The organism is Streptomyces sp. NPDC047022 (genome assembly GCF_040644155.1).
In the GTDB taxonomy this organism is placed as follows: Bacteria; Actinomycetota; Actinomycetes; order Streptomycetales; family Streptomycetaceae; genus Streptomyces.
In genome coordinates this window covers 1-24030 of record NZ_JBEYVV010000053.1, presented here as the reverse complement: position 1 = coordinate 24030, position 24030 = coordinate 1, and the positions used below count along the sequence as shown (strand labels likewise).

Sequence of the window (24030 nt, the reverse complement as noted above, 5' to 3'; positions counted from 1 at the left end):
AAGTCGACTGGCACTTCACCACCGACGACGCACGCGTGAAACTGCGCCACCTCTACCCAACCACACGGCAAAATTAAGCCGCGACAACCTACTAGGCGTGCTGCGAGCGGGAATTGCCAGTCCGGCTCCCAGCGCGCATCCGGCGAGGAGGCCCGCGCCGTGGTTGTTGGCGAGCAGGCAAAGGACAAGACCTGAGGCGGGGACGAGGACAGTCACCCACCGCAGGGTGACAAGCCTGCCGCGCGCCGCGTACCAGACGGCGAGCGCACCCACCAGGCCGCAGATCGCCACCGAGTCGCCGCCTCCACGGGGGCTCCAGCCGGCCATGCTCACCGTCTGCGCCGTCACACCGCTCGCCGTGAAGACGAGCAGCATCCGCCACGGGCCGAACTGCCGCTCGGCGACCGGAGCGACAGCGGCCAGCGCGGCGAGGTTGAACAAGAGCTGGAACCATCCTGATGACTGCACCATCAGGGCTGTCACGGCTCGCCACCACGCACCGTGCGGGTGTCGCTCCCATGCGTCGATCATGGCGGGGAAGACCACCTGGGCCACGCCGAGCACCACCATGGCGGCCACCAGCCCCGCGGCGGCTCTCGGCACCGGCCCTCGCCAGGCCCGCAGCAAGGCCAAGGGAGGTTGTACCTCCTTCTGGCCCTTCGCGGCGAGCGTCGTCAGGAGTTGGGCGCCCGGTACGACGACAGCCGCGGCGCGCCCGTAGAGCAACACAGTGTGCATGTCCATGATCGAAGCTTGTCAGGCGGGACTCGAGGAAGGATCACGAGGCGGAGTGCTCCGTGGTGCTTCAGCGCGCGATGCGGTACCGGTGTTCGGGGCGGCCGTTGGTGCCGTAGCGGAGTTGCAGGCGGACCGTGCCCTCCTTGACGAGGTAGGACAGGTACCGCTGGGCGGTGGCGCGGGAGACGCCGGTCGCGTCGGCGGCTTCGGCGGCGGACAGGGCTGTGCGGGCGGTGCGCAGGGCCTGGTGGATTGCGGTGAGTGTGGGTGCGGAGTGGCCCTTGGCCGGGATCCGGGGGACGGCGGGTGGGCGGGCGGCGCTGAAGAGGGCGTCCACGTCGGCCTGATCGGCCGTGGTCGTCCGGCTGAGCGCGTCGACGCGGTCATGGAGCTGGCGGTAGGCGATGAGCCGTTCGGCGAGGTCGGCCGAGCCGAAGGGTTTCACCAGGTAGCCGACGGCGCCGAGTTTCATCGCGGCGCGGACGGACGATATGTCGTGGTCGGCGGTGATCATGAGGGCGTCGGGGCGGGCGTCGCCCTCGTCCTGGCTGAGCTGCCGCAGGATGTCGATTCCGCTGCCGTCGGGCAGGAAGACGTCGAGCAGCAGCAGGTCCGGGTGCACGGCGCGGACCGCGGCCAGCGCCTCGGCCACGGTCGCCGCCTCGCCGACGACCTCGAAGCCCTGCACTCGGTGCACGTATTCGCTGTGGATCTGACCGACCCGGAAGTCGTCGTCCACCACCAGGGTGCGGATCATCAGCCCTCACCTCCCATCGGCAACGCCTTTGTGAACAGGGCTCCTTGTGGTGCCGGCGCGGTGTCCGGCAGGGGCAGTACGACCGTGAATACCGCGCCCGGGCCTTCGCTGACCGTGATGGTGCCGCCGTGCCGCTGCACCAGCCGGTGCACCAGGGCCAGTCCCAGGCCCCGGCGCGCGGTGCCCCGCCCGGGGCGGGTGGACCAGCCGTCCTCGAAGATCGACCGGGCACTGCCCGCGGCGATGCCGGGACCGTTGTCCGCCACACGTACGACGATCAGCTCGTCGCCCTCGGTCAGCGTCAGCCGGATACGGCGTCCGCCGTCGGCGGGTGGTGCGTCGGCCGTCGCGTCGATCGCGTTGTCGAGCAGGTTGCCGACGACGGTCAGCAGTCTCCGCAGGTGCGGCGGGTCCGAACCGACCGCGGAGTCGTCGGTGAGGACGAGCCGCACCCCGCGTTCGGCGGCAACCGTTGTCTTCGCCACGATGAGCCCGACCATCAGCGGGTTGCCGATGTGCCGACGCACGGCCTCGGTCAGTGCCTGCCCGGAACGGGCCGTCTCGACGGCGTACTCGTACGCGGACTCGTGCTCGCCGATGTCCAGCAGCCCGGCCAGTGTGTGCATCCGGTTGGTGAACTCGTGCTGCTGGGCCCGCAGGGCGTCGGTCAGCCCGCGCACGGAGTCCAGTTCGCGCAGCAGGCCGATCAGCTCGGTGCGGTCGCGCACGGTGACGACAGCTCCCAGTTCGTGGCCGTGCAAGGTGACCGGCATGCGGTTGACGACGAGACAGTGATCGTCGGTCAGGACGCTGACGTCGGTGCCGGTCAGGGTGCCGTCCAGCGCGCGGCGCAGCCGGCCGTCGGGCAGCACCTCCTCCAGCCGGCTGCCGAGCGCCGTGCCGAGGCCGAGCAGCCGCCGGGCCTCGTCGTTCACGACGGTGACCCTCCCGTCGGGGTCGAAGGCGACCACGCCCTCCCGAATGCCGTGCAGCATCGCCTCGCGGTCCTGCAGCAGGCCGGCGATCTCCTCCAGTTCCAGGCCGAATGTGGTCCGCTTCAGGCGCCGCGCCAGCAGAAAGGCCGCCGCCGCGCCGATCGCGGTGGCGGTCGCGGCGTACAGCCCGAAGGTGGGCAGTTCGCGCCACAGCTCGCCGAGCACATCGTGTTCCGCGATGCCCACCGACACCTCGCCGACCAGTGTGCCGGAGGGCCCGTACAGGGGGGCCTTGCCATTGGCGGACCGCCCGGTCGCGCCCTGGTCGGCGCCGACGTGCGGGCGGCCGTCCCGCACCACGATGGGCTCGTTCACCGGCTCGCCGATCAGGGCGGGCATGGGGTGCGAGTGCCGTACGCCGTGCAGGTCGATCACGACGACGTACGAGGCTCCGGAGGTTCGGCGGATCCGTTCGGCGACCGTCTGCACCACGTTGCGCCCACCCCCGTGTTCCATGGCTTGCCGGATCTGCAGGTCCGTAGCAGTGGTCTGTGCGATGTCCAGGGCCCGCTCCTCGTAGGTGCGGTCGAGTTCGGCCCGTTGTGCGAAGGCGAACAGGACGAAGCCGATCAGACCGGTGAGCGCGAGGATGACGAGCTGGCTGGCGAGGATCCGCGTGGACAGTCTCCGCTTCCCGCCGCGGCCTGTTCGGAAACGGATGGGTATCACGGGTGCCTCTTCGTTCCGGTCGTGCGTCGTGCCGGGCCGGCCGATGCATGTGCCCGGGTGGCGCGATTGTGCCCGATGGGCAGGGTGCTGCCCACCCCTCGTCCGATGAGCAAAACGAGCAGAAGTCCGCTTTACGCGACTATCGCGAGATAGCTCGGAAACAGCGACGCCATACGTGGCTGCCTCTAGCGTCTGCCTTCCTCGGCCTGTGAGGGACCTCGATGAATCTCCAGAGGAATCCACCGAGGAACTCCGAACGAAGGAAGGAAGCGGCTCCCACATGGCTTCGCGAAACGATGTCGCGACGAGCCCGGGCCCCGATGCGGCGGAACATGCGAGCGCACGCATCGAGATCTCCGGGCTCACCAAGCGATTCCTGACCCCTGCCGGTGAGGTGTTCACGGCGCTGCAAGGCGTTTCGTTCACTGTGGAGCCGGGCCAGTTCTGCGCCGTGGTGGGTCCGACCGGCTGCGGTAAGTCGACGACCCTGAGCATGGTGTCCGGGCTCGACCGGCCCAGCGAGGGATCGGTCGAGGTGGGCGGCCACGAGGTGGACGGCATCACCGACGGCGTCAGCTTCATGTTCCAGACCGACGCGCTGCTGCCCTGGAAGACCGTCCTCGGCAACGTGCTGATGGGTCCCGTCTTCCGCGGGGTGCCCAAGCGGCAGGCGCAGGCCTCGGCACGCGACTGGCTGCGCCGGGTCGGGCTCGCCGGGTTCGAGGACCGCTACCCCCACCAGCTGTCCGGCGGTATGCGCAAGCGCGTGGCGATGGCCGCGGCGCTGATCAACGAACCCAAGATCCTGATCATGGACGAGCCGTTCGGCGCCCTGGACGTGCAGACCAAGGCGATCATGTCGACCGAGCTGCTGAACCTGTGGGAGCAGATCCGGCCGTCCGTCATCTTCATCACCCACGACCTGGACGAGGCGGTGGCACTCGCCGACCGCGTGGTCGTGATGACCTCCAGCCCCGGCTCGGTCAAGGCGGTCTTCGACATCGACCTGCCTCGCCCGCGCGGCTCCGTCCAGGAAATCCGCTTCCAGCCCCGCTTCATCGAACTCCAGCACAAGATCTGGGACACGCTGCGCGAGGAAGTGGAGCGTGCCTACGCCCTGACCGCAGGAGGCAAGGAATGAGCACGACGTCCACCCTTTCCGCCTCCGCCGTCACCGACGGCGGCAAAGGCCCGGCAGCTGCCGCCGCGCAGCGCGCCGCCCGGCGGCGCCTGGCCCTGGTCTGGGCCGGGCGTATCGCTCTCGCGGTCTTCGTGATCGGCGGCTGGCAGGCGTTCACTGCCTGGGGCATCGTCGACCCGTTCTTCTTCGGCCAGCCGTCGGGCATCTGGAAGCGGCTGATCGACCTCTTCCAGCACGGCACCCAGTTCGGCTCCTTCTACCAGAACATATGGACCACGCTCGAGGAAGCGCTCGTCGGCTTCGTCGTGGGGGCTCTCACCGGGATCGTCTTCGGTGTCGCGCTCGGGCAGAGCCGCTACCTCTCCGATGTGCTCGGCCCGTACATCAAGATGGTCAATGCGATCCCGCGCATCGTCCTCGGCTCGATCTTCATCGTCGCCTTCGGTATCGGTGTGACCCCGAAGATCCTGCTCGCCGCGGTCCTGGTGTTCTTCATCGTGTTCTTCAACGCCTTCCAGGGCGTCCGCGAGGTCGACCGCAACGTCCTCGCCAACGTCAGGGTGCTCGGCGCCTCCCGTATGCAGGTCACCCGGCACGTCATCGTGCCCTCCGCGCTGACGTGGATCATCGCCAGCCTGCACAGCGCCTTCGGCTTCGCCATCGTCGGCGCGCTGGTCGGGGAGGTGCTGGGCGCCCAGAGCGGCCTGGGCCTGGTCATCAAGACCGCGCAGAACAACTTCGACCCCAACGGCGTGTTCGCCACGATGCTCGTCATCGCGGTGATCGTGCTCGGCGCGGAGTGGCTGATCGGCAAGCTCGAACACCGGCTGCTCTCCTGGCGCCCGACGTCCCCCTCCGAGACGAACAGCCTCTGACGCCGGCGCTTCTCCGGCCCGTGTTCCCAGCCACCGTCCCTCGTTCCCCGCGCCCTCGTACAGCGGTTCCCACAGTCCCGAAAGGTGTATGCCTCGCCATGCTCAAGAGAACTCTCACCGCCTCGATCGTGACCGTCCTCGCCCTCGGCGCCGTCAGCGCGTGTGCCGGCAACTCCGGGAGCTCCGGATCGTCCGGCTCCGGCGGTACCCCGACCGTCCGGCTCATGGTCGGCGGCATCGACAAGCAGATCTACCTGCCCTACCAGCTCGCCCAGAACCTCGGCTTCTACAAGAAGTACGGCGTCAGGGTCGAGCTGAGCACCGAGCAGAACGGCGGTGTGGGCGCGGAGGAGGCCATGGCCTCCGGACAGGTCGACATGGCCGGCGCCTGGTACAACCACACGATCGAGTTCCAGGCGAAGGGCAAGGCGGTCGAGGACGTCGTCCAGCTGTCCGGTGCGCCGGGCGAGCGGGAGATGTGCACCGCGAAGAGCGGCGTGAAGTCGGCCGCCGATTTCAAGGGCAAGACGCTCGGCGTCACGGACCTGGGTTCGGGAACCGACACCCTCACCCAGTTCATGGCGGCGAAGAAGGGTGTCAAGACCGACGAGTTCCACCGGCTCGCGGTCGGTGCCGGCTCCACCGCCGTCGCGGCACTGCAGAACGGCAAGGCCGACTGCGTCATGACGACACAGCCGACGGTCGCCGCGATCCAGAAGAAGGGCGTCGGTACCTCCGCGATCGACCTGGCCACCACCGACGGCGCCGAGGCGGCGCTGGGCGGCGCGTTCCCGGCCGCCAGCGTGCTCGCCCGCACCGACTGGGTGAACTCGCACAAGGACGCGGTGCAGAAGGTCGTCGACGCGCTCGTGGCCACCATGCACTGGATCCACGACCACAGCGCCGCCGACGTCGCGAACGAGCTGCCGGCGTCCTTCGTGCAGAACCAACTGGTCACCAAGGCCGACTACATCACGGCGCTGAACGAGGACAAGGGCCAGTTCCTGCCCGACGGGATCATGCCGGCCGGCGGCCCGAAGACCTCGATGGCCACCGAGAAGATGGTCGGGACCGTGACCTCGTCGGTGGACCTCAGCAAGACCTTCACCAATGAATTCGCCATCAACGCGAACAAGAAGGAGGGCTTCACCACCACCACGACCCCGGCCGGGGCCGACGGCTGAGCTTCTCCTGTCCGCGCGAGGCCGCCCAGGCAACCACAGCCCGGGCGGCCTCGGCCGTGCATTCGCGCACCGTGCCGTGCCTCAGGTGTGAGTGCTCGAACACCTGGGGACGGCTGACCGGGGATGCGAACCGTTGTAGTCTGCGGAGACCGCCCTTGACCTGCAAAAAGCAGGCAGGGAGCAGACGAATCGGGAGTTTCTCCGTGCTTCGAACAATGTTCAAGTCCAAGATCCACCGTGCCACGGTCACCCAGGCCGACCTGCACTATGTCGGGTCCGTGACCATCGACGCCGACCTCCTCGACGCCGCCGACCTGCTGCCCGGTGAGCTCGTCCACATCGTCGACATCACCAACGGCGCCCGGCTCGAGACGTACGTCATCGAGGGCGAACGCGGCTCCGGCGTGGTCGGGATCAACGGGGCGGCGGCCCATCTGGTCCACCCCGGCGACCTTGTGATCGTCATCAGCTACGCCCAGGTCTCCGACGCCGAGGCGCGCGCTCTGCGACCGAGGGTCGTGCATGTCGACGGGGACAACCGGATCGTGGAACTCGGTGCCGACCCGTCCGCGCCCGTCCCGGGCACGGACCAGAGGCGCAGCCCTCAGGCCGTCACGGTCTGACCGGCGGAAGGGGGGCACGGCCGTGAGCCGTCCGGGGAGGCGAGGAACACTCGTTCTGCTGCACACCTCACCCGTGCACATCCCCGTCTTCGAGGCCCTGCGCGACACCTTTCATCCAGGGCTCGGGCTGAGGCACCTCGTCGCCGGGGAACTGCTGCTCCGGGCCCGTGAACAAGGCCCGGACTCTGTCGCGGACGGTATCCGGGCCCTCCTCGGTGAGGCCGTCGCGGCAGGCGCCCGCGCCGTGCTCTGCACCTGCTCCACCATCGGCGCCGACGCCGAGCGCGTGGGCACGGAAGCGGGCGTTCCGGTGCTGCGCGTCGACCGGCCGATGGCCGCCGCCGCGGTCGCTGCCGGGCCCCGGATCGTCGTCGTCGCCGCGCTGGAGAGCACCCTGGAGCCGACCGCCGCCCTGATCCGGGAGGAGGCGGCGGGGCGCCCCGTCGAGCTGCGCACCAGGGGTGGCCGAGGGTGCCTGGAAGCGCTTCGAGGCCGGTGACACCGACGGATACGTGCGGGCGGTGGCAGCCGTCGTGGACAGCGTCACCCACGCCGACGCCATCGTCCTCGCCCAGGCGTCCATGGCACCGGCACGGCATCTGGCCACGACCGCCGTACCGGTCCTGGCGAGCCCCGCCCCAGGGCTCGCGGCGGCGGCCGCGGCGATGGCCCGCCCTCTGTCCTGACCTGCGCGCCGTGGTCCGCGGCATCCCTGTCCGGCCCGCGGTGGCGTGAGTGTCCGCGCCGGGCTGTACGGGTACCCGGACAAGCCCAGGGCCGACGCGCCGAACGGCTGGAGGACACGATGACGCATCCGCTCCCCGATCCCGCACAGCCGGGACCGCCCCCCGGACCGGGACCGACGCCGGGACCGGAGCCGACTCCCGAACCGGCCCCGGCACCGGGGCCGCACCCCGTGCCGACGGAACCCCAACCCGTACCGCCGGAACCAGGGCCCCCGCCGCCGGGCCCCGAACCCGTTCCCTCTCCGCCTCCCGGACCGGCCCCGACGCCCCCGGGACCGCCCCCGGCCCCCGGTCCGGGCCCCGACCGCCCCCGACCCGTCCCGGAGCCGGTTCCCGATCCCGAGCCGCGCCCCGTCCCCCAGCCGCCGCCGTCACCGATCCCCAGGCCCCCGGGCCCGGACCCCGTCCCGGATCCCGAGCCGGGGCCGCCGCTGACCTGACCGTCCCGCGACGCGGGCACGCCGGCCTGCCCAGGCGCGGGGAGGCCGGCGTGCCCGGCGGGCGCGTGAGCGTCCCCAAGCCTCCTTACGCCTCCACCTCCGACCGGTCCCCGCCCCACAGCGTGTGGAACGAGCCCTCCCGGTCCGTCCGCCGGTAGGTGTGCGCCCCGAAGAAGTCCCGCTGCCCCTGGGTGAGCGCCGCGGGAAGACGCTCGGCGCGCAGGGCGTCGTAGTAGGCCAGCGCCGCCGAGAAGCCGGGCGCGGGCACGCCCTGGCGGGTCGCGGCGACGAGCACCTCGCGCCAGTCGTCCTGCGCCGCCGCGATCTCCCGGGCGAACGTCTCGTCGGACAGCAGGCTCGGCAGGTCGGGGCGGGCGTCGTAGGCGGCACGGATACGGTCCAGGAATGCCGCGCGGATGATGCAGCCGCCGCGCCAGATGGAGGCCGTCCTGCCGAGGTCGATGCCCCAGTCGTACTCCTGGCTGCCCGCGGCGATCTCATGGAAGCCCTGGGTGTACGACACGATCTTCGAGGCGTACAGCGCCTGCTCGACACGATCGGCGAAGGCCGCGGCCTCCGACTCGCCGAGCGGGGAGGCCGTCGGCCCGGCCAGCCCCCGTGAGGCATCGCGCAGCGCCTTGTGGCCGGACAGCGACCGGGCGAACACCGCCTCGGCGATCCCCGACACCGGCACCCCGAGGTCGAGCGCGATCTGGACCGTCCAGCGGCCGGTGCCCTTCTGCTCGGCCTGGTCCTGCACCACGTCCACGAACGGCTTGCCGGTCGCCGCGTCCACGTGGGCGAGGACCTCCGCGGTGATCTCGATCAGATACGAGTCGAGGCGGCCGGTGTTCCAGGTGCGGAAGATCTCGGCGATCTGCGCGGGGGAGTAGCCGGCGACATCGCGCAGCAGCTGATAGGCCTCGCCGATCAGCTGCATGTCGGCGTACTCGATGCCGTTGTGCACCATCTTCACGAAGTGCCCGGCGCCGTCGGGGCCGACATGCGTGACGCACGGCGCCCCGTCCTTGGCCTTCGCGGAGATCTTCTCCAGCATCGGGCCCAGGGACCCGTACGACTCCTTCGAGCCGCCCGGCATGATGCTCGGCCCGTGCAGCGCGCCCTCCTCGCCGCCGGAGATACCGGTGCCGACGAAGTGGATGCCCTGCTCGCGCAGCTCCCTCTCCCGACGGCGGGTGTCCGCGAAGTGCGCGTTGCCTCCGTCGATGATCATGTCACCGGGTTCGAGCAGCGGCGCGAACTCCTCGATCACCGCATCGGTGGGTCCGCCCGCCTTCACCATGATGATCAGACGGCGGGGCCGCTCCAGCGCCGCCACGAACTCCTCGGCGGTCGTGGTCGGGACGAAGTCGCCCTCGTTCCCGAACTCCTTCACCAGGTCCTCGGTCCGGGACACGGTCCGGTTGTGCAGGGCGACCGCGTAGCCGTTGCGCGCGAAGTTTCGGGCGAGGTTGCGGCCCATGACCGCGAGACCCGTGACGCCGATCTGGGCGGTAGTGCTCATGAGGGTTGGCTCCTTGAGGTCAGTGCTCGGAGGTCAGTGGCCAGAGGCAAGCGGTCGGAGTCGGGGTTCTGGAATCAGCTGTTGCGGAATCAGCCGTTGCGGAATCTGCGGTTCTGGAAACAGCGGTGCAGGTCGTGCTCGTCAGTATTGCCCGTTGACCATCCTTCCGTGCCGGTACGCCCCTCGCACATCCGGGTGTTCCGGTGCGCTCACGGCCGATACCCGTCTTGTCATGGCCAGTTCGCAGCGCTTACTTTTGCCCCTTCTGACGCACGCCGAGGGGGTCCCCATGGCCGTACGCGGCCGGCACCGCCGGTACCAGCCGACAAGGATCAACCGTGCCTCGCTCACCGTGACGGCGGGCGGCGCGGGCATCGCGATCCCGCTCATCGGCGCCGGACTTGCGCACGCGGCCGACACGGACATCTGGAACAAGGTCGCCGCCTGCGAGTCGAGCGGCGACTGGAGCATCAACGCGGGCAACGGCTACTACGGGGGACTGCAGTTCACGCGGTCCACGTGGGCGGCGTACGGCGGAACCGCCTACGCCCCGCGCGCGGATCTGGCCACCAGAGGCCAGCAGATCGCCGTGGCCGAGAAGGTTCTCCAGGGACAGGGGCCGGGCGCCTGGCCGGTCTGCTCCGTACGAGCCGGGCTCACCCGGTCCGCCGGGCATGACGAGCACGCCGGGCACGCCGGGCACGCCACGCATGGCGTGTCACCGCGGTCCACCGGACGCTCCGTCCGTGACGTGACACCGGCGACCACACCCCAGTCGCTGGCGGGCAGCGCCGAGATGTACACCGTGGTGCGCGGCGACACCCTCTCCGGCATCGCCGACTCCCACCGTGTCCCGGGCGGTTGGCAGGGGCTGTACGCGGCCAACCGCCGCACCGTGGGCGCCGACCCCGACCTGATCCTGCCGGGCCAGCGGCTGGACCTGCGGGCCAAGGCCCCCGTGCACGAGCCCCCGGCGCATACGCGGCCGGCGCCCCCGCGGCACCACAAGCCGTCCACCGCGAAGCCCGCACAGCCCGCTGCCGAGCGGCCCTCCGCCTCCCACGCCCTGGTCGCCCCCGTGAACGCCGCGACGGGCACGCCCTATCACGCGGCGGGTTCGGAGTGGTCGAAGGGGTATCACACGGGCATCGACTTCCCCGTGCCCACCGGCACCTCGGTGAAGGCGGTGGAGGCGGGCCACATCGTCAGCGCCGGCTGGGGCGGATCCTTCGGCTACCAGGTGGTCATCCGGCACGCCGACGGCCGTTACACGCAGTACGCCCATCTGTCGGCGATCTCCGTGAAGGACGGGCAGAGCGTCGTGGCAGGGCAGCGCATCGGCCGCTCAGGCTCCACGGGCAATGTCACGGGCCCTCATCTGCACTTCGAGGTGCGGACCGGTCCGGAGTTCGGCAGTGACATCGACCCGGTCGCCTATCTCCGGGCGGGCGGCGTCCGGATCTGAGTCAGGAGCCGAGTCAGGATCAGGATCCGAACGAGCCGGGACCGGAGTCCGGACCGGAGTCAGGAATCGATACGGGAAGTGCCGACCCGGGGGCCCCGGCGTCCCCGGTGTCCGGCCCGTGACGTGATCCGGGCTTTCACCCGGGCACCGTGCCGGTCCGGATCGGCACGCGGCACGAACGGGGCGTCGTAGAACGGGCCGTCTTCCACGGCCGGTACGCGCGCCTGCATGGGCAGCGCGGGCAGCGACACCCGCAGCTCCGGGAGCGGATCCGGAAGCGGATGCGGCTCGACGGCTGTTTTCTCGACGGCCCCCGCGGCCGCCTGCGCGTGCTGCTCGCCGCTGATCCGTTCGGTGGTCAGCAGGATCAGACCGCCCGCGGCGACGACACCGCTGCCCAGCGCGAGCACCGTGCCCGTCGTGCCGTAACTGAAGGCCTCCCCGAACATGGTGATGCCCACCGCCGCCGCGACCACCGGGTTCACCACCGTCAGCGTGGCGAGCGGCGCCGCGAGGCCCGCATCCCGGTAGGAGGCCTGCGACAGGAGGATGCCCGCCGTCGCGAGCACCCCTATCACCGTCAGGCTCGGCAGATCGGCCCGGGAGACCCCGCTCGTCCAGTCCACCGCGACCGTCTTCGTGAACACCGACGACATACCGAACGCGACGCCGGACGCGACCGCCAGCAGCACGCTGCGCACCGCCGGATGCCGCTGCGCCGCGCGGGCCGCCGTCATCAGGGCCACCACGCCACCCGCGGTGACCACGGTCAGCAGCACACGCTGGGGACTGCTCAGGGTCCGCGCGTCGGACGCGCCGACCAGGGACAGCAGACCGGCCAGTCCGACCGTCGCCATCACCGCACCCCGCCACGCCGTCGCACCGGCCCGGCGGCCCACGAACAGGGCCGCCATCGGCAGCGCGAACACGATGGTCAGCGCGCCCAGCGGCTGGACGAGGCTCAACGGACCGTAGGCCAGCGCCACGACGTGCAGCAGCCCGCCGAGACCGTTCAGCAGGACGGCGGCCCACCAGGCCGGCCGGCGCAGCGTCGCGTAGGACCGGCCCGCACAGGACACGGCGACCTGCTCCTGGACGATCGCACCGCCCGCGTACACGAGGGCGGAGACGAGCGAGAGAAGCACGGACAGCGCGAGGGCGCTCATGAGCGTCTCCCCTGCGTGGAGCCGGAGCGGGGAGCCCGGCGCGACGAACGGTCTGCTTCCATGATGAACACGATGCCCTGCGCCGGTCTTCCCGTCGTCGTACCTGAGCACACAATGACTCCTACTGCCGATGGAGTACGAACGCGTCACCCTCCTCCCCAAGATGGGTGACAAGGCTCGTGCCTTCGGCGTGTCCCCCCAGATGGGAGCCGATCCGGGCCTTGGTACTACTGACGTTCGTGGACCTCGACCCCGAACTCGCCGCGCTGCGCGCCCTCGGCGGCTTTTTCGTACTGCGCACCGGGCTGCCCCCACGCGGACCTCTGCCGACCCTCGCGCAGGCGTACGCGCCCCCGCCGCCCCAGGCCTCGCCCGGGGTCTACCGGGATCCGCTGACATTCCGCGTCCGCAAGGTCGCCCGCGGTCTCCGGGCGCCGGAATCCAGGGTCGCCGCCTCCATCGCCCACCAGGGCCTGGCGGCCCGGATCTGGTCCGTCGCCCTCGGCTGCGCCGTACTGTACGGCCAACTGCCCGATCTCGGTCCCCGCGTGCTGCACTGGGATCCGGACGCCGCCGCGCCCGACGACCTGTGGTTGAGCGAGGTCCGCCCGGGGCCCTCCGACCCGCTGGAGAGCTCGCTGGACGCGGTCGTGCGCGAGGGACACCTGATCCCGCTCACGACCGCCCTCGCCTCCCGCCAACGCGTCTCGGAGAGGCTGCTGTGGGGCAACGCGGGCTCCGCCCTCGCGGCCACCGTGCGCATGGTCGAGCGGTGGGCGTCGGCGGGCGGTCGCCCGGACGCCGCGGAGCGCGCCGGGGCGCTGGCCGCCGGGCTGTTCGCACGCCCCGGGCTCTCCGGCACGCTCGATCCCGCCACCGGCCGCCGCCGCAGCTGCTGCCTCTACTACCGGCTGCCGGGCGGTGGCCTGTGCGGGGACTGCTGCTTCGACCACCCGCCGAACCGGAAGTGAGGAAACGGCGGTGAAGTACCGGCGGTGAGGCACCGACGGTCTTCCGCAACCGCCGTATCTGGGTGAGCATGGGAGAACCAGCCGCCGAGACAAGGGGGTTCGGGTGCGTGTGGGCCTGCTGACCCGGGAGTACCCGCCGGACGTGTACGGCGGCGCGGGCGTCCATGCGGAGTTTCTCGCACGGGAGTTGCGCCGCCTGACGGACCTGGACGTGCACTGCTGGGGCGAGGGAGGCGCTGGCGGCGTGACCCGCCACCGGCCGTGGGCCGCGCTGGACACCGCCAACGACGCGCTGCGCACCTTCTCCGTGGACCTGGCCATGGCCGCCGCCCTCAAGGACCGCCACCTGGTCCACTCCCACACCTGGTACGCCAACCTGGCCGGCCACCTCGCGCGGATGCTGTACGGCATCCCGCACGTCATGACCGCCCACTCGCTGGAGCCGCTGCGTCCCTGGAAGGCCGAGCAACTCGGCGGCGGATATGTCCTGTCCGGCTGGGCGGAGCGCGTCGCGATCGAGTCCGCGGACGCGGTGATCGCCGTCTCCGGCGCCATGCGCGACGACATCCTCGGCTGCTACCCGGCGCTCGATCCCGCGCGGGTCCATGTCGTGCACAACGGCATCGACACCTCGCTGTACCGGCCGGACCACGGCACCGACGTCCTGGCACGGCACGGACTCGAACCGGACCGTCCCTACGTCCTGTTCGTCGGCCGCATCACACGCCAGAAGGGCGTGCCGCACCTGCTGCGCGCGGTACGGCACATCGACCCCGACGCCCAGGTCGTGCTCTGCGCGGGCGCCCCGGACACGCCCGGGATCGACCGCGAGTTCCGCGACCTGTTCCGGGAGTTGAGCAGGAGCCGCGCGGGCGTGCACTGGATCCCGAACATGCTGCCGCGCCCGGAGGTCGTCCAACTCCTCACGCACGCCGCCGTGTTCGTCTGCCCCTCGGTGTACGAGCCGCTCGGCATCGTCAATCTGGAGGCCATGGCGTGCGGTACGGCCGTGGTGGCCTCCCGGACCGGTGGCATCCCGGAGGTGGTGGACGACGGCCGCACAGGTCTGCTCGTGGACGTGGACGACGACTTCGAGGGGCGCCTCGCTCACGCCCTCGACTCCCTCCTCGCCGATCCCGCGGCGGCACGGCGCATGGGCGAGGCCGGCCGGGAGCGGGCGGTGGAGGAGTTCGGGTGGGACACGGTGGCCCGCCGCACGGTCCGCCTGTACGAGGAAGTCCTCGCGCAGGGGAAGGCACAAGAGCAGTAGTCATCCAACCGGGTGCGGCACGACCGGGCGTAGAGGGGCGGCGGTATGCGCGGTGGACGTGGACCTTCGGTGCTGGGGATCGTACTGGCGGGAGGCGAGGGAAAGCGGCTGATGCCGTTGACCGCGGACCGGGCGAAACCGGCCGTGACCTTCGGCGGGACCTACCGCCTCGTGGACTTCGTGCTGTCCAACCTCGTCAACGCCGACATCCTGCGCATCTGCGTGCTCACGCAGTACAAGTCCCATTCGCTGGACCGGCACATCACCACGACCTGGCGGATGTCCAGTCTGCTCGGCAACTACGTCACCCCCGTCCCGGCCCAGCAGCGGCTCGGTCCCCGCTGGTACCTGGGCAGCGCGGACGCGATCCTCCAGTCGCTGAACCTGGTCCACGACGAACAGCCCGAGTACGTGGCGGTGTTCGGCGCCGACCATGTGTACCGCATGGACCCGCGGCAGATGCTCGCGCAGCACATCGAGGGCGGCGCGGGCGTGACCGTGGCGGGGATCCGGGTCCCGCGCGCGGAGTCCTCGTCGTTCGGGGTGATCAGCCCCGGCTCCGACGGCCTGAGCGTGCGGCGGTTCCTGGAGAAGCCCGCCGATCCGCCCGGACTGCCCGACGACCCCGGGACCGTCTTCGCGTCGATGGGCAACTACATCTTCACCACCAAGGCCCTGATCGAGGCGCTCCAGCGGGACGCCGAGGACGAGAACTCCGTGCACGACATGGGCGGTTCGATCCTGCCCGCCCTCACCTCCCGCGGCGAGGCGCAGCTCTACGACTTCCGCACCAACCATGTGCCCGGCGAGACCAGCGGGGACCGGGGCTACTGGCGGGACGTCGGCACGCTGGACGCGTACTACGAGGCCCATATGGACCTGATCGCGGAGCGCCCGGCGTTCAACCTCCACAACCGCCGCTGGCCGCTCTACACGCATTCGGGCCAGCTCTCGCCCGCCCGGTTCAACGCGGGCGGCATGGCCAGTGAGTCCATCATCAGCGCCGGGAGCCTGATACGAGGTCAGGTGACGCGTTCGGTCCTGTCACCGGGTGTGGTGGTGGACCCCGGCGCCGTGGTCCAGGGTTCGGTGCTCCACGACAACGTGCGCGTCGGCAGGGGCGCGATCGTGCGGGGCGCGGTGCTCGACAAGAACGTCGAGGTCCCGCCCGGGGCGACGATCGGCGTCAACCCCGATCGGGACGCGGAGCTGTACACGGTGTCCCAGGGCGGGGTCATCGCCCTGGGCAAGGGACAACTCGTGACGTAGGCGGCACCAGGGTCTTTCGTTTGGACGAGCCCGGCCTGATCCAAACGAAAGACCCCAGCCCGTCCGTCAGCTCCGCTTCACCACCTTGGACGCCCTGAGGACCCTGCCCTTCCGGTCCAGCGCCCTCACCTGGAAGTACGGTCCTTGGGCGTTGGTGAGGACCGAGGTCTCGAATCCGGTCCGTGCGGTACGGCGGACAACGACGGACAGCGAGCGGGGGCGGGGTCCGGCGAGCACCTGCCATGCCCTGGTCTCCGTGGAGCCGTTCCACGAGGCGTAGACGGTGGTCTGACCGCCCATGGCCAGTGCCGCCGCGCTCGGCGGGTAGTACGGGGTGCCGACCCACTCGTTGCGGTACACGCGGTACGAGATGTTGGAGCCCGGCATACGGGCGTCGTAGAGCAGGTTGTGCGAGCCGTTGCCCTGGGTGTTGCCCGCGTTCCTGTACTCCGAGTAGTACGGGCTCTGTCCCCAGCCGATGAACTTGTTGCCGTTCGGGAGGGACTGGAGGTTGCCCTGGGTGGGCACCTCCAGAGGCGGCTCGTGGTAGTAGGTCCTGGACACGGTCGCCTTCCAGTGGCGGAAGTCGAGATTCAGGATCAGGCCGTGGGACTCCTGCTCCGGGGTGCCGTCGGGCAGGTCGCAGCAGCCGTCGTCGAACATGCTGATGCGGCTGCCCGGACGGAAGCGCGCATCGTGCTGCCAGTAGAAGTCCGCGTTCGGGCCGAAGGTGAAGTCGCTCTTCATCCCGCCGAGTTGCCAGCGGGTCCGGTTCGACTTCGTGGCGACGTCGTAGATCGCCCACATGTTCCGGGCCGAGATCAGCAACTGGTCCTTCGGCCCCTCGTCCACCGAGTTGATGTGGAACGCGTCCCACACTCCGTCGGACTGGGACGCGCTGGAGACGGGCTCCTCGGAATCCGCCGGGTCGAGATGGTCCAGCGCGTTCCATGAGTAGACGAGCTTTCCTGTGGCGAGGTCGACCTCCTGGACCTCGCTGTTCAGGATGGCGCCGTCGGCCGGGCCTCCGTACGGCGTCAGATCCATGGGCACCGGCCTCGACGCGATGAACAGTGCGGTGCCCCTGCGGGTCAGGGTGAACTCGTGCTCGTCGGGGTAGTAGCCGTGCCGTGCGAACACCGTCCTGAGCAGCCGGTAGTGGCTGTCCACGATGTAGTAGCAGCCACCTGGTTCCGGGGCGCCGGCCGGCAGGTTGGTGTAATACGGCGGCAGCGCGATGGACCCCTGCCACCAGGTCAGCACGGGCTGTTCCCGGCGCCCACGGGGGCCACGGTAGGTCTGGACGCGCAGGTCGGCGTTCTGCAGGGTCACCGAGGGCAGGGGACGGAACCAGACGGGGTCGCCGGAGTCGTCGTTGATCAGTGCTCCGGTCTGGCCGACCATCTGGTCCGCGCTGAACGGCCCGACGAGGATGCCGCCCCGGGCCGTGCCCGGTTTGCGCGTGGTGACCTGGACTCGCATCGGGCGCAGGCCGGGCGCCGTGACGAACTCCCACACGTCGGGGCCCGACAGGATCGGCGCCGGCGGATTCTGCGACGGCGGATAGGGCGTGGTCGCGCAGGGGCGGACGGCCGTCCCCGAATGATCCCGATCCGCCGCGGGGGAGGGCGCGCAGGTGGTGGCGAGGCACGCCGTCACCAGCGCGAGGGTTCCGAGGCTACGGCGGGCCCTGCCGCGTACCCGGTGTGCGCGTGACCGACGCATGTCCAACGCGGGCTTCCTCCTGCCGGACGGTGGAACGGGGTCCGAGGCGACCGGTCCCGCGGCGGCCACCGTAGGTCAGCGGGGTGTTCACTCCACGACGGCGGGCTCAGAACGTCCGGAACGGCCACCCGAATGACGCACTCATCGGACCCTGGCCGCCGAGCCCACGGCGCATGAGGCGGAAAATATGACGAGTTGGCCCACTTGGCTCCCCAGCCGCCTCCCGAGCGACGCGCGCGGCGCCAACCGCTCGAGTTCCTCCGGAAACTGACACCCCGCCACCACCATGTGGACATCGCTGTCGATCTTCCGGAGGTCTTCCGAATGAGACGGACCCGGCTCCTGCGCCAGTGCGCCGCGGGAACGGTCGTGGCCTCGGCCCTGCTTTCCCCGTCGGGCGCCCAGTCCGCCCAGCCGCCGGCCGGCAGGCTCACGGACCTGGTCAACCCATTCATCGGCACCCAGAACGAGGGCAACACCTTTCCCGGCGCCACCGTGCCCTTCGGCATGGTGCAGTTCTCGCCGGACACCGGGCACGGTACCGGCTACGACTACTCCCAGCACCGCATCCGCGGCTTCTCGCTGACCCACCTCTCCGGCGTCGGATGCGCCATCGGAGGGGACCTGCCCGTGCTGCCGACGACCGGTGACGTCACCCAGACCGACTACTCCAAGTACGCGGTCGACTTCGACCACTCGGAAGAGCAGGCCGGCCCCGGCTACTACCGGGTGGGCCTCGGCAACGGGGTCAAGGCCGAACTGACGGCCACCGCGCGCACCGGCGTGCAGCGCTACACCTTCCCGGCCACCTCCAAGGCCCAGGTGCTGCTCAACGCGGGCCAGGCGCTGCACAAGAACGTCACCTCGAAGGTGGAGATCCTCGGCGACCGCACCGTGCGCACCTCGATCACAGGCAGCGGCTTCTGCGGCGGCAGCCGGCCGTACACGGTCTACACCGTCACCCGTTTCAGCCGCCCCTTCACGGCGCACGGCACCTGGTACCAGGACTCCATCACCCCGGGCGCCACGAAGTCGGCGGGTCCCGGCCACAACGGGGCCTACGTCACCTTCGACACGACCGGGAACCACACGGTCGAGGCCACCACCGCGCTGTCGTACGTCGACGCGCACGGCGCCGACGCCAACCTCGCCGCCGCGTCCCACGGCTCGTTCGACGACATCAGGGAGGCGGCCCGCAGCGCCTGGGAGAAGCGCCTCGCGCACGTCAGCGTGCAGGGCGGCAGCGTCACCCTCCACACCACGTTCTACTCGGCGCTGTACCGTTCCTTCCTCGCACCCAACACCGGCAGCGACGCCGACGGCCGGTACCGCGGCTGGGACCAGCACGTCCATCAGGCCAAGGGATTCACGTACTACCAGAACTGGTCCCTGTGGGACACCTACCGCACCCAGGTCCAGCTTCTGTCGCTGCTCGCCCCGCGCGAGGCACGCGACATGGCGATCTCGGTCCTCAGGATCGCCGCGCAGGGCGGCTGGCTGCCGAAGTGGGGCTACGCCACCATCGAGACGAACGTCATGAGCGGCGACCCGGTCACCCCGTTCCTCACCCACGCCTACCAGCAGGGACTGCTCAAGGGGTACGAGGAGCAGGCGTACCGCGCGCTCAAGAAGAACGCGGACGGCGTCCCGCCCGCCGACAGCATGTACACGGGCCGGGAGGCCAACCGGGAGTACATCGCGAAGGGCTTCGCGCCTTACATCAAGGACCGCCCCCACACCAAGCCCGGCGACACCGACTACCACCACGGCGGGTCGGTGACGCTGGAGTACGCGCTGTCCGACGCGATGCTCGCCCAGATGGCGCGGAGCCTCGGGCATGACGCGGACGCCGCCCGCTATGCCGCCCGGTCGCGCAACTACCGGAACGTCTTCGACCGCACGACCGGATTCTTCCGCGGCCGGGACGCCTCCGGCGCCTTCACACAGCCGGCCGACCCCGCGGCCCGAGGGGCCTTCCATGAGGGCACGGCCTGGCAGTACCAGTGGCTCGTACCGCAGGACATGCGCGGGGTGATCGGGCTCATCGGCGGCGACCGGGCGGCGGACAACCGGCTCGACGCGTTCTTCGCCTACGACCAGTTGCTCAAGGACCCGGCGAAGACGACGCGCGAGATCTGGGGACACGGTCCGTACGCCTACTACGGCTCGGACAAGTACAACCCGCAGAACGAGCCCGACCTCACCGCCCCCTACACCTACCTGTGGACCGGCCGGCCCTGGAAGACGACGGACGTGGTGCACGCGGCGCTCACGCTGTTCACGGACGGACCGACCGGCATGACCGGCAACGACGACCTCGGGACGATGTCCGCCTGGGAGGTGCTCTCCTCGATCGGCATCTACCCGATCCAGCCCGGATACCCGACCTGGGGTCTGACGACCCCCGTGTTCGACCGGGTCCACCTGCTCCTGGACAGGCGCTACTACCCCGGCGGCGGCGTGACCATCACCGCGCCCGGCACGTCCGACGGCAACCGCTACATCCAGGGGGTGCGCGTCGACGGAGAGGACTACGGGCGGACCTACATCACGAGCGACACACTGCGCCGTACGAGCCGGCTGGACTTCACGGTCGGCGCCCGGCCGTCCGGGTGGGGCACGGGGCGGGGCGAGGCGCCCCCCACTCTGAGGTGACCTCGTCCGGCTGATGAGTCCCGTGAATCCCGCCCCTCGGTTCCCGGCATGCGACGCCGCAGATGCGGCAGGCGACGGATATCCGAGGGGCGGGACTTAATCTGCTGTTAACTGAGTGTAGCTCGATCGTACTTGACCGTAATCGCCTGTCGGAGGTTGACTTCTTGCTCACCCGTCGTCGACGCGAGGCAAGCCATTGACTTCTGACCTGCTCGCACCACTCGACCTGGCGTTCTGGAACATCGAGTCCGCCCGGCACCCGATGCATCTCGGCGCACTCGGGGTGTTCGCCTGCCACTCGCCCACCGCGGGCGCCCACGCCGCCGATCTGCTGGCGGTGCGCGCCGCCGCGGTGCCGGGACTGCGCATGCGGATCCGCGATGTCCGGCTGCCGGATGTGAGGCTCCCGCGCGACCTCGCCGCCGGGCGCCTCCCGCTCGCCCTGGGCGGTGCGACCAGGGAACAGGCCCCGGACTTCGACCCGCTCGACCACGTACGGCTGCACGCCCCCACCGACGACTTCCACGCCGAGGCCGGACGCCTCATGGAGCGCCCCCTGGAGCGTGGCCGGCCGCCGTGGGAGGCCCATGTGCTGCCCGGCGCATCGGGCACGTCCTTCGCCGTGCTGTTCAAGTTCCACCACGCGCTCGCCGACGGACTGCGCGCCCTGACGCTGGCCGCCGGGATCATGGATCCGATGGACATGCCGGAGCCCAGGAGCCCGCGCCCCCAGGAGCCCGCCCGCGGTCTCCTGCCCGACATGCGCAAGATCCCGGGGTTCCTGCGCGGCACGCTCGAGGACATGGGCCGCGCTCTCGACATCGGAGCCTCCGTGGCCCTGTCCGCCCTCGGTATGCGCTCGTCCTCCGCGTTCGTCTCCGAGCCCAGCGGTACCCGCCGCACGGCCGGTGTGGTCATCGACCTGGACGATGTGCACCGGGTGCGCAAGTCGGCGGGCGGCACGGTCAACGACGTCCTGATCGCGATCGTCGCCGGAGCCCTGCGCCGCTGGCTCGACGAACGCGGCGACGGCAGCACGGGAGTCGCACCCCGCGCCCTGATCCCCGTCTCCCGGCGCCGCCCGCGCTCCGCCCACCCGCAGGGCAACCGGCTCTCCGGCTATCTGATACGGCTCCCGGTGGGCGACCCGGACCCACTGGAGCGGCTGCGTTCGGTGCGCACTGCCATGGACCGCAACAAGGACGCGGGGCCCAACCGGGGCGCGGGGGCGGTCGCGCTGCTGGCCGACCATGTGCCCGCGCTGGGCCACCGGCTGGGCGGACCGCTGGTCAGCCAGGCCGCCCGGCTCTGGTTCGACATCCTGGTCACGAGCGTGCCGCTGCCCAGCCTCGGCCTCAAGCTGGGCGGCAACCCGCTCGCCGCGGTCTACCCCTTCGCCCCGCTGGCCCGCGGCCAGTCTCTCGCGGTGGCGATCTCGACCTACCGGGGGCGCGTCCACTTCGGGCTCGTCGCCGACGGTCGGGCGGTGCCCGACCTGGAACGGCTCGCGCGCGCGGTGCCGGACGAGGTGGAGACACTGCTGGCGGCCTGCCGCGCCTGAGTGGTCCCTCGCGGACGAGCGGGACGCTCTCGCTCGTCCGCGGGGCCCCGTCGCGGCGGGGCCGCGACTCCCCGCGCCGCCTGCGGGGTGTGTGGCCGGCACGGGCGCGCTGTGGTCTTTCGCGCGGTTCCCCGCTCCTGAGCAGCGCAATCCTTCTTGATCACGGCGGGTTTGGAGGCCCGGCCCGGCGCTCCGTAGAATTTCGCGTTCGAAAGCCGGCGCGACCAGCGCGCTGCGCGGGTGAGCGAGGAACGGCAGCGCGATGACGGTGACAGAGGACGTCCTGACGGGCGGCGACCTGGTGGGCACGGACGAGGCGTCCCACGAGATGTCGTACGGCCCCGGCATCGACCCGGAGCGCCTGGCCGTCTGCCTCAGCGTGCTGGAGGAGCTCGACCAGCTGGATGTCGACCACCCGCACGCGATCCAGGTGCGCCGTGCCACCTCGCACATCTACCGGTCGGTGAAGCAGCGCCGCCGCCAGGAACGCCGCGCGGCCAAGACCGCCCATGACAAGGCGGTCACCGAGGCCACCGCGACCGGCTCCGCCCAGCGCATCGACGACGAGACCGAGGGCATCCTGCCGTCCTCCGCCACCGACGCGGGGCAGATCGCGGGCATATTGCGCAGGCCTCGCTCCTGCTATGTCTGCAAGACCCGCTATGTCGAGGTCGACTATTTCTACCACCAGCTCTGCCCCGACTGCGCCGCCGAGAACCGGGCCCGCCGCGACGCCCGCGCGGACCTCACCGGCAAGCGGGCCCTGCTCACCGGCGGCCGTGCCAAGATCGGCATGTATATCGCGCTGCGACTGCTCCGCGACGGAGCCCACACCACGATCACCACGCGCTTCCCGAACGACGCGATCCGCCGCTTCAAGGCCCAGCCCGACAGCGATGAGTGGATCCACCGGCTGAAGATCGTCGGCATCGACCTGCGCGACCCCGCCCAGGTGCTGTCGCTCGCCGACTCCGTGGCCGCCGAAGGTCCGCTCGACATCCTGATCAACAACGCGGCGCAGACCGTGCGCCGCTCACCGGGGGCCTACAGCGAGCTGGTGGCCGCCGAGTCCGCGCCGCTCCCGGCGGGTGAGCTGCCGCCGGCCGAGGTCATCGGCACCTTCGGCTCCGGGGCCGTGGCGGCGCTTCCGGTGGCCGGCGGGGGCGCGCTGAGCGCCCAGGACGTCACCGGTCTCGCCCTGGTGTCGGGTTCGGCCTCGCTGGCGCGGATCGAGGCGGGTACGGCCATCGACGCCGGCGGACTCGTGCCTGACCTGCATGACTCCAACAGCTGGGTACAGGCGGTGGAGGAGGTCACGCCCGTCGAGCTGCTCGAGGTCCAGCTCTGCAACTCCACGGCGCCCTTCATGCTGATCAGCCGGCTGCGGTCCGCGCTCTCGGCTTCCCCCGCCCGCCGCACCTATGTCGTGAACGTCTCCGCGATGGAGGGCGTCTTCAGCCGCGGCTACAAGGGCGCCGGCCACCCCCACACCAACATGGCCAAGGCCGCACTGAACATGCTCACCCGGACCAGTGCCCAGGAGATGTTCGACAAGGACCGGATCCTGATGACGGCGGTCGACACCGGGTGGATCACCGACGAGCGCCCGCACCCGGACAAGATGCGCCTGGCCGACGCGGGCTTCCACGCCCCGCTGGACCTCGTCGACGGCGCGGCCCGGGTATACGATCCGATTGTGCGCGGCGAGCAGGGTGAGGACCTGTACGGCGTCTTCCTGAAGGACTACGCGCCCGGCAAGTGGTGACACCGGAAGCTGTCCCCGGGCGGTGACCCGCCCCGTGTGACGTGTTACCCGGCGCCGGATGGGAACTCGCGCTGTCGTGAGCACCGCGTGAGGAGTTCTCATGGCACTTCATCACATCGATCCCCGCGCGAGCGGCGATCCCCGCAACAAATACCGGAACGACGATCAGTTCTACGCGTCCGACCGCCCGGAGAACCCCGTCATTCCGGAGGACAGGCCGCGCGGCGGCCGTGCGCCGGCGCCGGTGCGGCACCGCGGGACCTGGGCCACCGTGGCGCTGGTCGTCGGCATCGTCCTGCTGGTCCTGATCGGGATCGCGCTGTTCCCGTGAGGCGACCCTGAGGCCCTGAGGCCGTGAGGCCGCGAGTCGGAGCGCGGTGCGCACGGTCATGGACGGGGGGGTGGCCGTGCGCCCCCGCGAACGAGTCGTGCGCGATCCACACGACGACCGGAATGAAGGCAATAAAGAACGTCTCGTTAACCTTCGACG

At 70.7% G+C, this 24030-nt stretch carries 18 protein-coding genes and 1 pseudogene; 13 read left to right on the top strand and 6 right to left on the bottom strand.

Features of this window, described 5'->3' with window-relative positions; genetic code table 11:
- Positions 1–15 precede the first annotated feature (15 nt).
- The 3 genes from ABZ845_RS30460 to ABZ845_RS30450 form a co-directional block, all read right to left on the bottom strand.
- Positions 16–744: a rhomboid family intramembrane serine protease gene (locus tag ABZ845_RS30460; protein WP_360986240.1), complete on the bottom strand. Its 729-nt coding sequence runs from the start codon at positions 742–744 to the stop codon at positions 16–18.
- 61 nt (positions 745–805) lie between these two features.
- Positions 806–1495: a response regulator gene (locus ABZ845_RS30455; RefSeq protein ID WP_360986237.1), complete on the bottom strand. Its 690-nt coding sequence runs from the start codon at positions 1493–1495 to the stop codon at positions 806–808.
- Positions 1495–3159 carry a sensor histidine kinase gene (locus ABZ845_RS30450; protein ID WP_360986234.1) on the bottom strand — a complete coding sequence of 555 codons (1665 nt, stop codon included), beginning with the start codon at positions 3157–3159 and terminating at the stop codon, positions 1495–1497. Before ABZ845_RS30450 ends, ABZ845_RS30455 begins: the two co-directional genes overlap by 1 nt.
- A 280-nt stretch (positions 3160–3439) precedes the next feature.
- Between ABZ845_RS30450 and ABZ845_RS30445 the strand changes: the two genes are divergently transcribed.
- The 5 genes and pseudogenes from ABZ845_RS30445 to ABZ845_RS30425 all read left to right on the top strand — a co-directional run bounded on the left by ABZ845_RS30445 (position 3440) and on the right by ABZ845_RS30425 (position 7668).
- The gene (locus tag ABZ845_RS30445) at positions 3440–4300 is read left to right on the top strand and encodes an ABC transporter ATP-binding protein (protein ID WP_360986230.1); all 861 of its coding nucleotides are present in this window, start codon (positions 3440–3442) and stop codon (positions 4298–4300) included.
- The gene (locus ABZ845_RS30440) at positions 4297–5175 is read left to right on the top strand and encodes an ABC transporter permease (protein WP_360986227.1); all 879 of its coding nucleotides are present in this window, start codon (positions 4297–4299) and stop codon (positions 5173–5175) included. Before ABZ845_RS30445 ends, ABZ845_RS30440 begins: the two co-directional genes overlap by 4 nt.
- 98 nt (positions 5176–5273) lie before the next feature.
- Positions 5274–6359 (top strand): ABC transporter substrate-binding protein, encoded by a 1086-nt coding sequence (locus ABZ845_RS30435; RefSeq protein WP_360986224.1) that lies wholly within the window; start codon positions 5274–5276, stop codon positions 6357–6359.
- Between the two features lie 203 nt (positions 6360–6562).
- Positions 6563–6982 (top strand): aspartate 1-decarboxylase, encoded by a 420-nt coding sequence (panD, locus tag ABZ845_RS30430; RefSeq protein WP_360986221.1) that lies wholly within the window; start codon positions 6563–6565, stop codon positions 6980–6982.
- Positions 6983–7004: 22 nt separating this feature from the next.
- Positions 7005–7668: pseudogene (locus ABZ845_RS30425) on the top strand (aspartate/glutamate racemase family protein).
- A 585-nt stretch (positions 7669–8253) separates the two neighbouring features.
- On the opposite strand, the gene gndA reads toward ABZ845_RS30425, so the two are convergent.
- A complete protein-coding gene (gene gndA, locus ABZ845_RS30420) occupies positions 8254–9693 on the bottom strand; it encodes an NADP-dependent phosphogluconate dehydrogenase (RefSeq protein ID WP_360986218.1) in 1440 nt (479 codons plus the stop codon).
- A gap of 289 nt (positions 9694–9982) precedes the next feature.
- Between gndA and ABZ845_RS30415 the strand changes: the two genes are divergently transcribed.
- Positions 9983–11158, top strand: coding sequence for a transglycosylase family protein (locus tag ABZ845_RS30415; RefSeq protein WP_360986215.1), 1176 nt, complete (start codon positions 9983–9985; stop codon positions 11156–11158).
- A 59-nt stretch (positions 11159–11217) separates the two neighbouring features.
- Here ABZ845_RS30415 and ABZ845_RS30410 read toward each other — a convergent pair whose 3' ends face one another.
- Positions 11218–12324, bottom strand: a complete 1107-nt coding sequence (locus tag ABZ845_RS30410) for a DMT family transporter (RefSeq protein WP_360986212.1) — start codon at positions 12322–12324, stop codon at positions 11218–11220.
- A 221-nt stretch (positions 12325–12545) separates the two neighbouring features.
- Between ABZ845_RS30410 and ABZ845_RS30405 the strand changes: the two genes are divergently transcribed.
- The 3 genes from ABZ845_RS30405 (at position 12546) to glgC (ending at position 15834) form a co-directional block, all read left to right on the top strand.
- On the top strand, positions 12546–13295 hold the full coding sequence (locus tag ABZ845_RS30405) for a (2Fe-2S)-binding protein (protein ID WP_360986209.1): 750 nt from the start codon (positions 12546–12548) through the stop codon (positions 13293–13295).
- A 103-nt stretch (positions 13296–13398) separates the two neighbouring features.
- A complete protein-coding gene (glgA, locus tag ABZ845_RS30400; protein WP_360986206.1) occupies positions 13399–14565 on the top strand; it encodes a glycogen synthase in 1167 nt (388 codons plus the stop codon).
- Positions 14566–14610: 45 nt separating this feature from the next.
- Positions 14611–15834 (top strand): glucose-1-phosphate adenylyltransferase, encoded by a 1224-nt coding sequence (glgC, locus tag ABZ845_RS30395; protein WP_360986204.1) that lies wholly within the window; start codon positions 14611–14613, stop codon positions 15832–15834.
- 66 nt (positions 15835–15900) lie between these two features.
- On the opposite strand, the gene ABZ845_RS30390 is transcribed toward glgC, so the two are convergent.
- On the bottom strand, positions 15901–17559 hold the full coding sequence (locus ABZ845_RS30390; RefSeq protein WP_360986201.1) for an arylsulfotransferase family protein: 1659 nt from the start codon (positions 17557–17559) through the stop codon (positions 15901–15903).
- A 324-nt stretch (positions 17560–17883) separates the two neighbouring features.
- Here ABZ845_RS30390 and ABZ845_RS30385 point away from each other — a divergent pair, with 324 nt between their 5' ends.
- The 4 genes from ABZ845_RS30385 (at position 17884) to ABZ845_RS30370 (ending at position 23871) form a co-directional block, all read left to right on the top strand.
- A complete protein-coding gene (locus ABZ845_RS30385; RefSeq protein ID WP_360986198.1) occupies positions 17884–20214 on the top strand; it encodes a GH92 family glycosyl hydrolase in 2331 nt (776 codons plus the stop codon).
- A gap of 196 nt (positions 20215–20410) precedes the next feature.
- Positions 20411–21775 carry a wax ester/triacylglycerol synthase family O-acyltransferase gene (locus tag ABZ845_RS30380; RefSeq protein WP_360986195.1) on the top strand — a complete coding sequence of 455 codons (1365 nt, stop codon included), beginning with the start codon at positions 20411–20413 and terminating at the stop codon, positions 21773–21775.
- Positions 21776–22103: 328 nt separating this feature from the next.
- Positions 22104–23540 carry an SDR family NAD(P)-dependent oxidoreductase gene (locus ABZ845_RS30375; RefSeq protein WP_360986243.1) on the top strand — a complete coding sequence of 479 codons (1437 nt, stop codon included), beginning with the start codon at positions 22104–22106 and terminating at the stop codon, positions 23538–23540.
- Positions 23541–23640: 100 nt separating this feature from the next.
- The gene (locus ABZ845_RS30370; protein ID WP_360986192.1) at positions 23641–23871 is read left to right on the top strand and encodes a hypothetical protein; all 231 of its coding nucleotides are present in this window, start codon (positions 23641–23643) and stop codon (positions 23869–23871) included.
- Positions 23872–24030 lie beyond the last annotated feature (159 nt).

Excerpts from the sequence above, each read along its gene's own strand:
- ABZ845_RS30385 (WP_360986198.1), top strand. The coding sequence starts at position 17,884 with ATGAGACGGACCCGGCTCCTGCGCCAGTGCGCCGCGGGAACGGTCGTG.
- ABZ845_RS30460 (WP_360986240.1), bottom strand. The coding sequence starts at position 744 with ATGGACATGCACACTGTGTTGCTCTACGGGCGCGCCGCGGCTGTCGTC.
- gndA (WP_360986218.1), bottom strand. The coding sequence starts at position 9,693 with ATGAGCACTACCGCCCAGATCGGCGTCACGGGTCTCGCGGTCATGGGC.
- ABZ845_RS30415 (WP_360986215.1), top strand. The coding sequence starts at position 9,983 with ATGGCCGTACGCGGCCGGCACCGCCGGTACCAGCCGACAAGGATCAAC.
- ABZ845_RS30445 (WP_360986230.1), top strand. The coding sequence starts at position 3,440 with ATGGCTTCGCGAAACGATGTCGCGACGAGCCCGGGCCCCGATGCGGCG.
- ABZ845_RS30455 (WP_360986237.1), bottom strand. The coding sequence starts at position 1,495 with ATGATCCGCACCCTGGTGGTGGACGACGACTTCCGGGTCGGTCAGATC.
- ABZ845_RS30410 (WP_360986212.1), bottom strand. The coding sequence starts at position 12,324 with ATGAGCGCCCTCGCGCTGTCCGTGCTTCTCTCGCTCGTCTCCGCCCTC.
- ABZ845_RS30375 (WP_360986243.1), top strand. The coding sequence starts at position 22,104 with ATGTCGTACGGCCCCGGCATCGACCCGGAGCGCCTGGCCGTCTGCCTC.
- ABZ845_RS30435 (WP_360986224.1), top strand. The coding sequence starts at position 5,274 with ATGCTCAAGAGAACTCTCACCGCCTCGATCGTGACCGTCCTCGCCCTC.
- ABZ845_RS30440 (WP_360986227.1), top strand. The coding sequence starts at position 4,297 with ATGAGCACGACGTCCACCCTTTCCGCCTCCGCCGTCACCGACGGCGGC.
- ABZ845_RS30370 (WP_360986192.1), top strand. The coding sequence starts at position 23,641 with ATGGCACTTCATCACATCGATCCCCGCGCGAGCGGCGATCCCCGCAAC.
- ABZ845_RS30390 (WP_360986201.1), bottom strand. The coding sequence starts at position 17,559 with ATGCGTCGGTCACGCGCACACCGGGTACGCGGCAGGGCCCGCCGTAGC.
- glgC (WP_360986204.1), top strand. The coding sequence starts at position 14,611 with ATGCGCGGTGGACGTGGACCTTCGGTGCTGGGGATCGTACTGGCGGGA.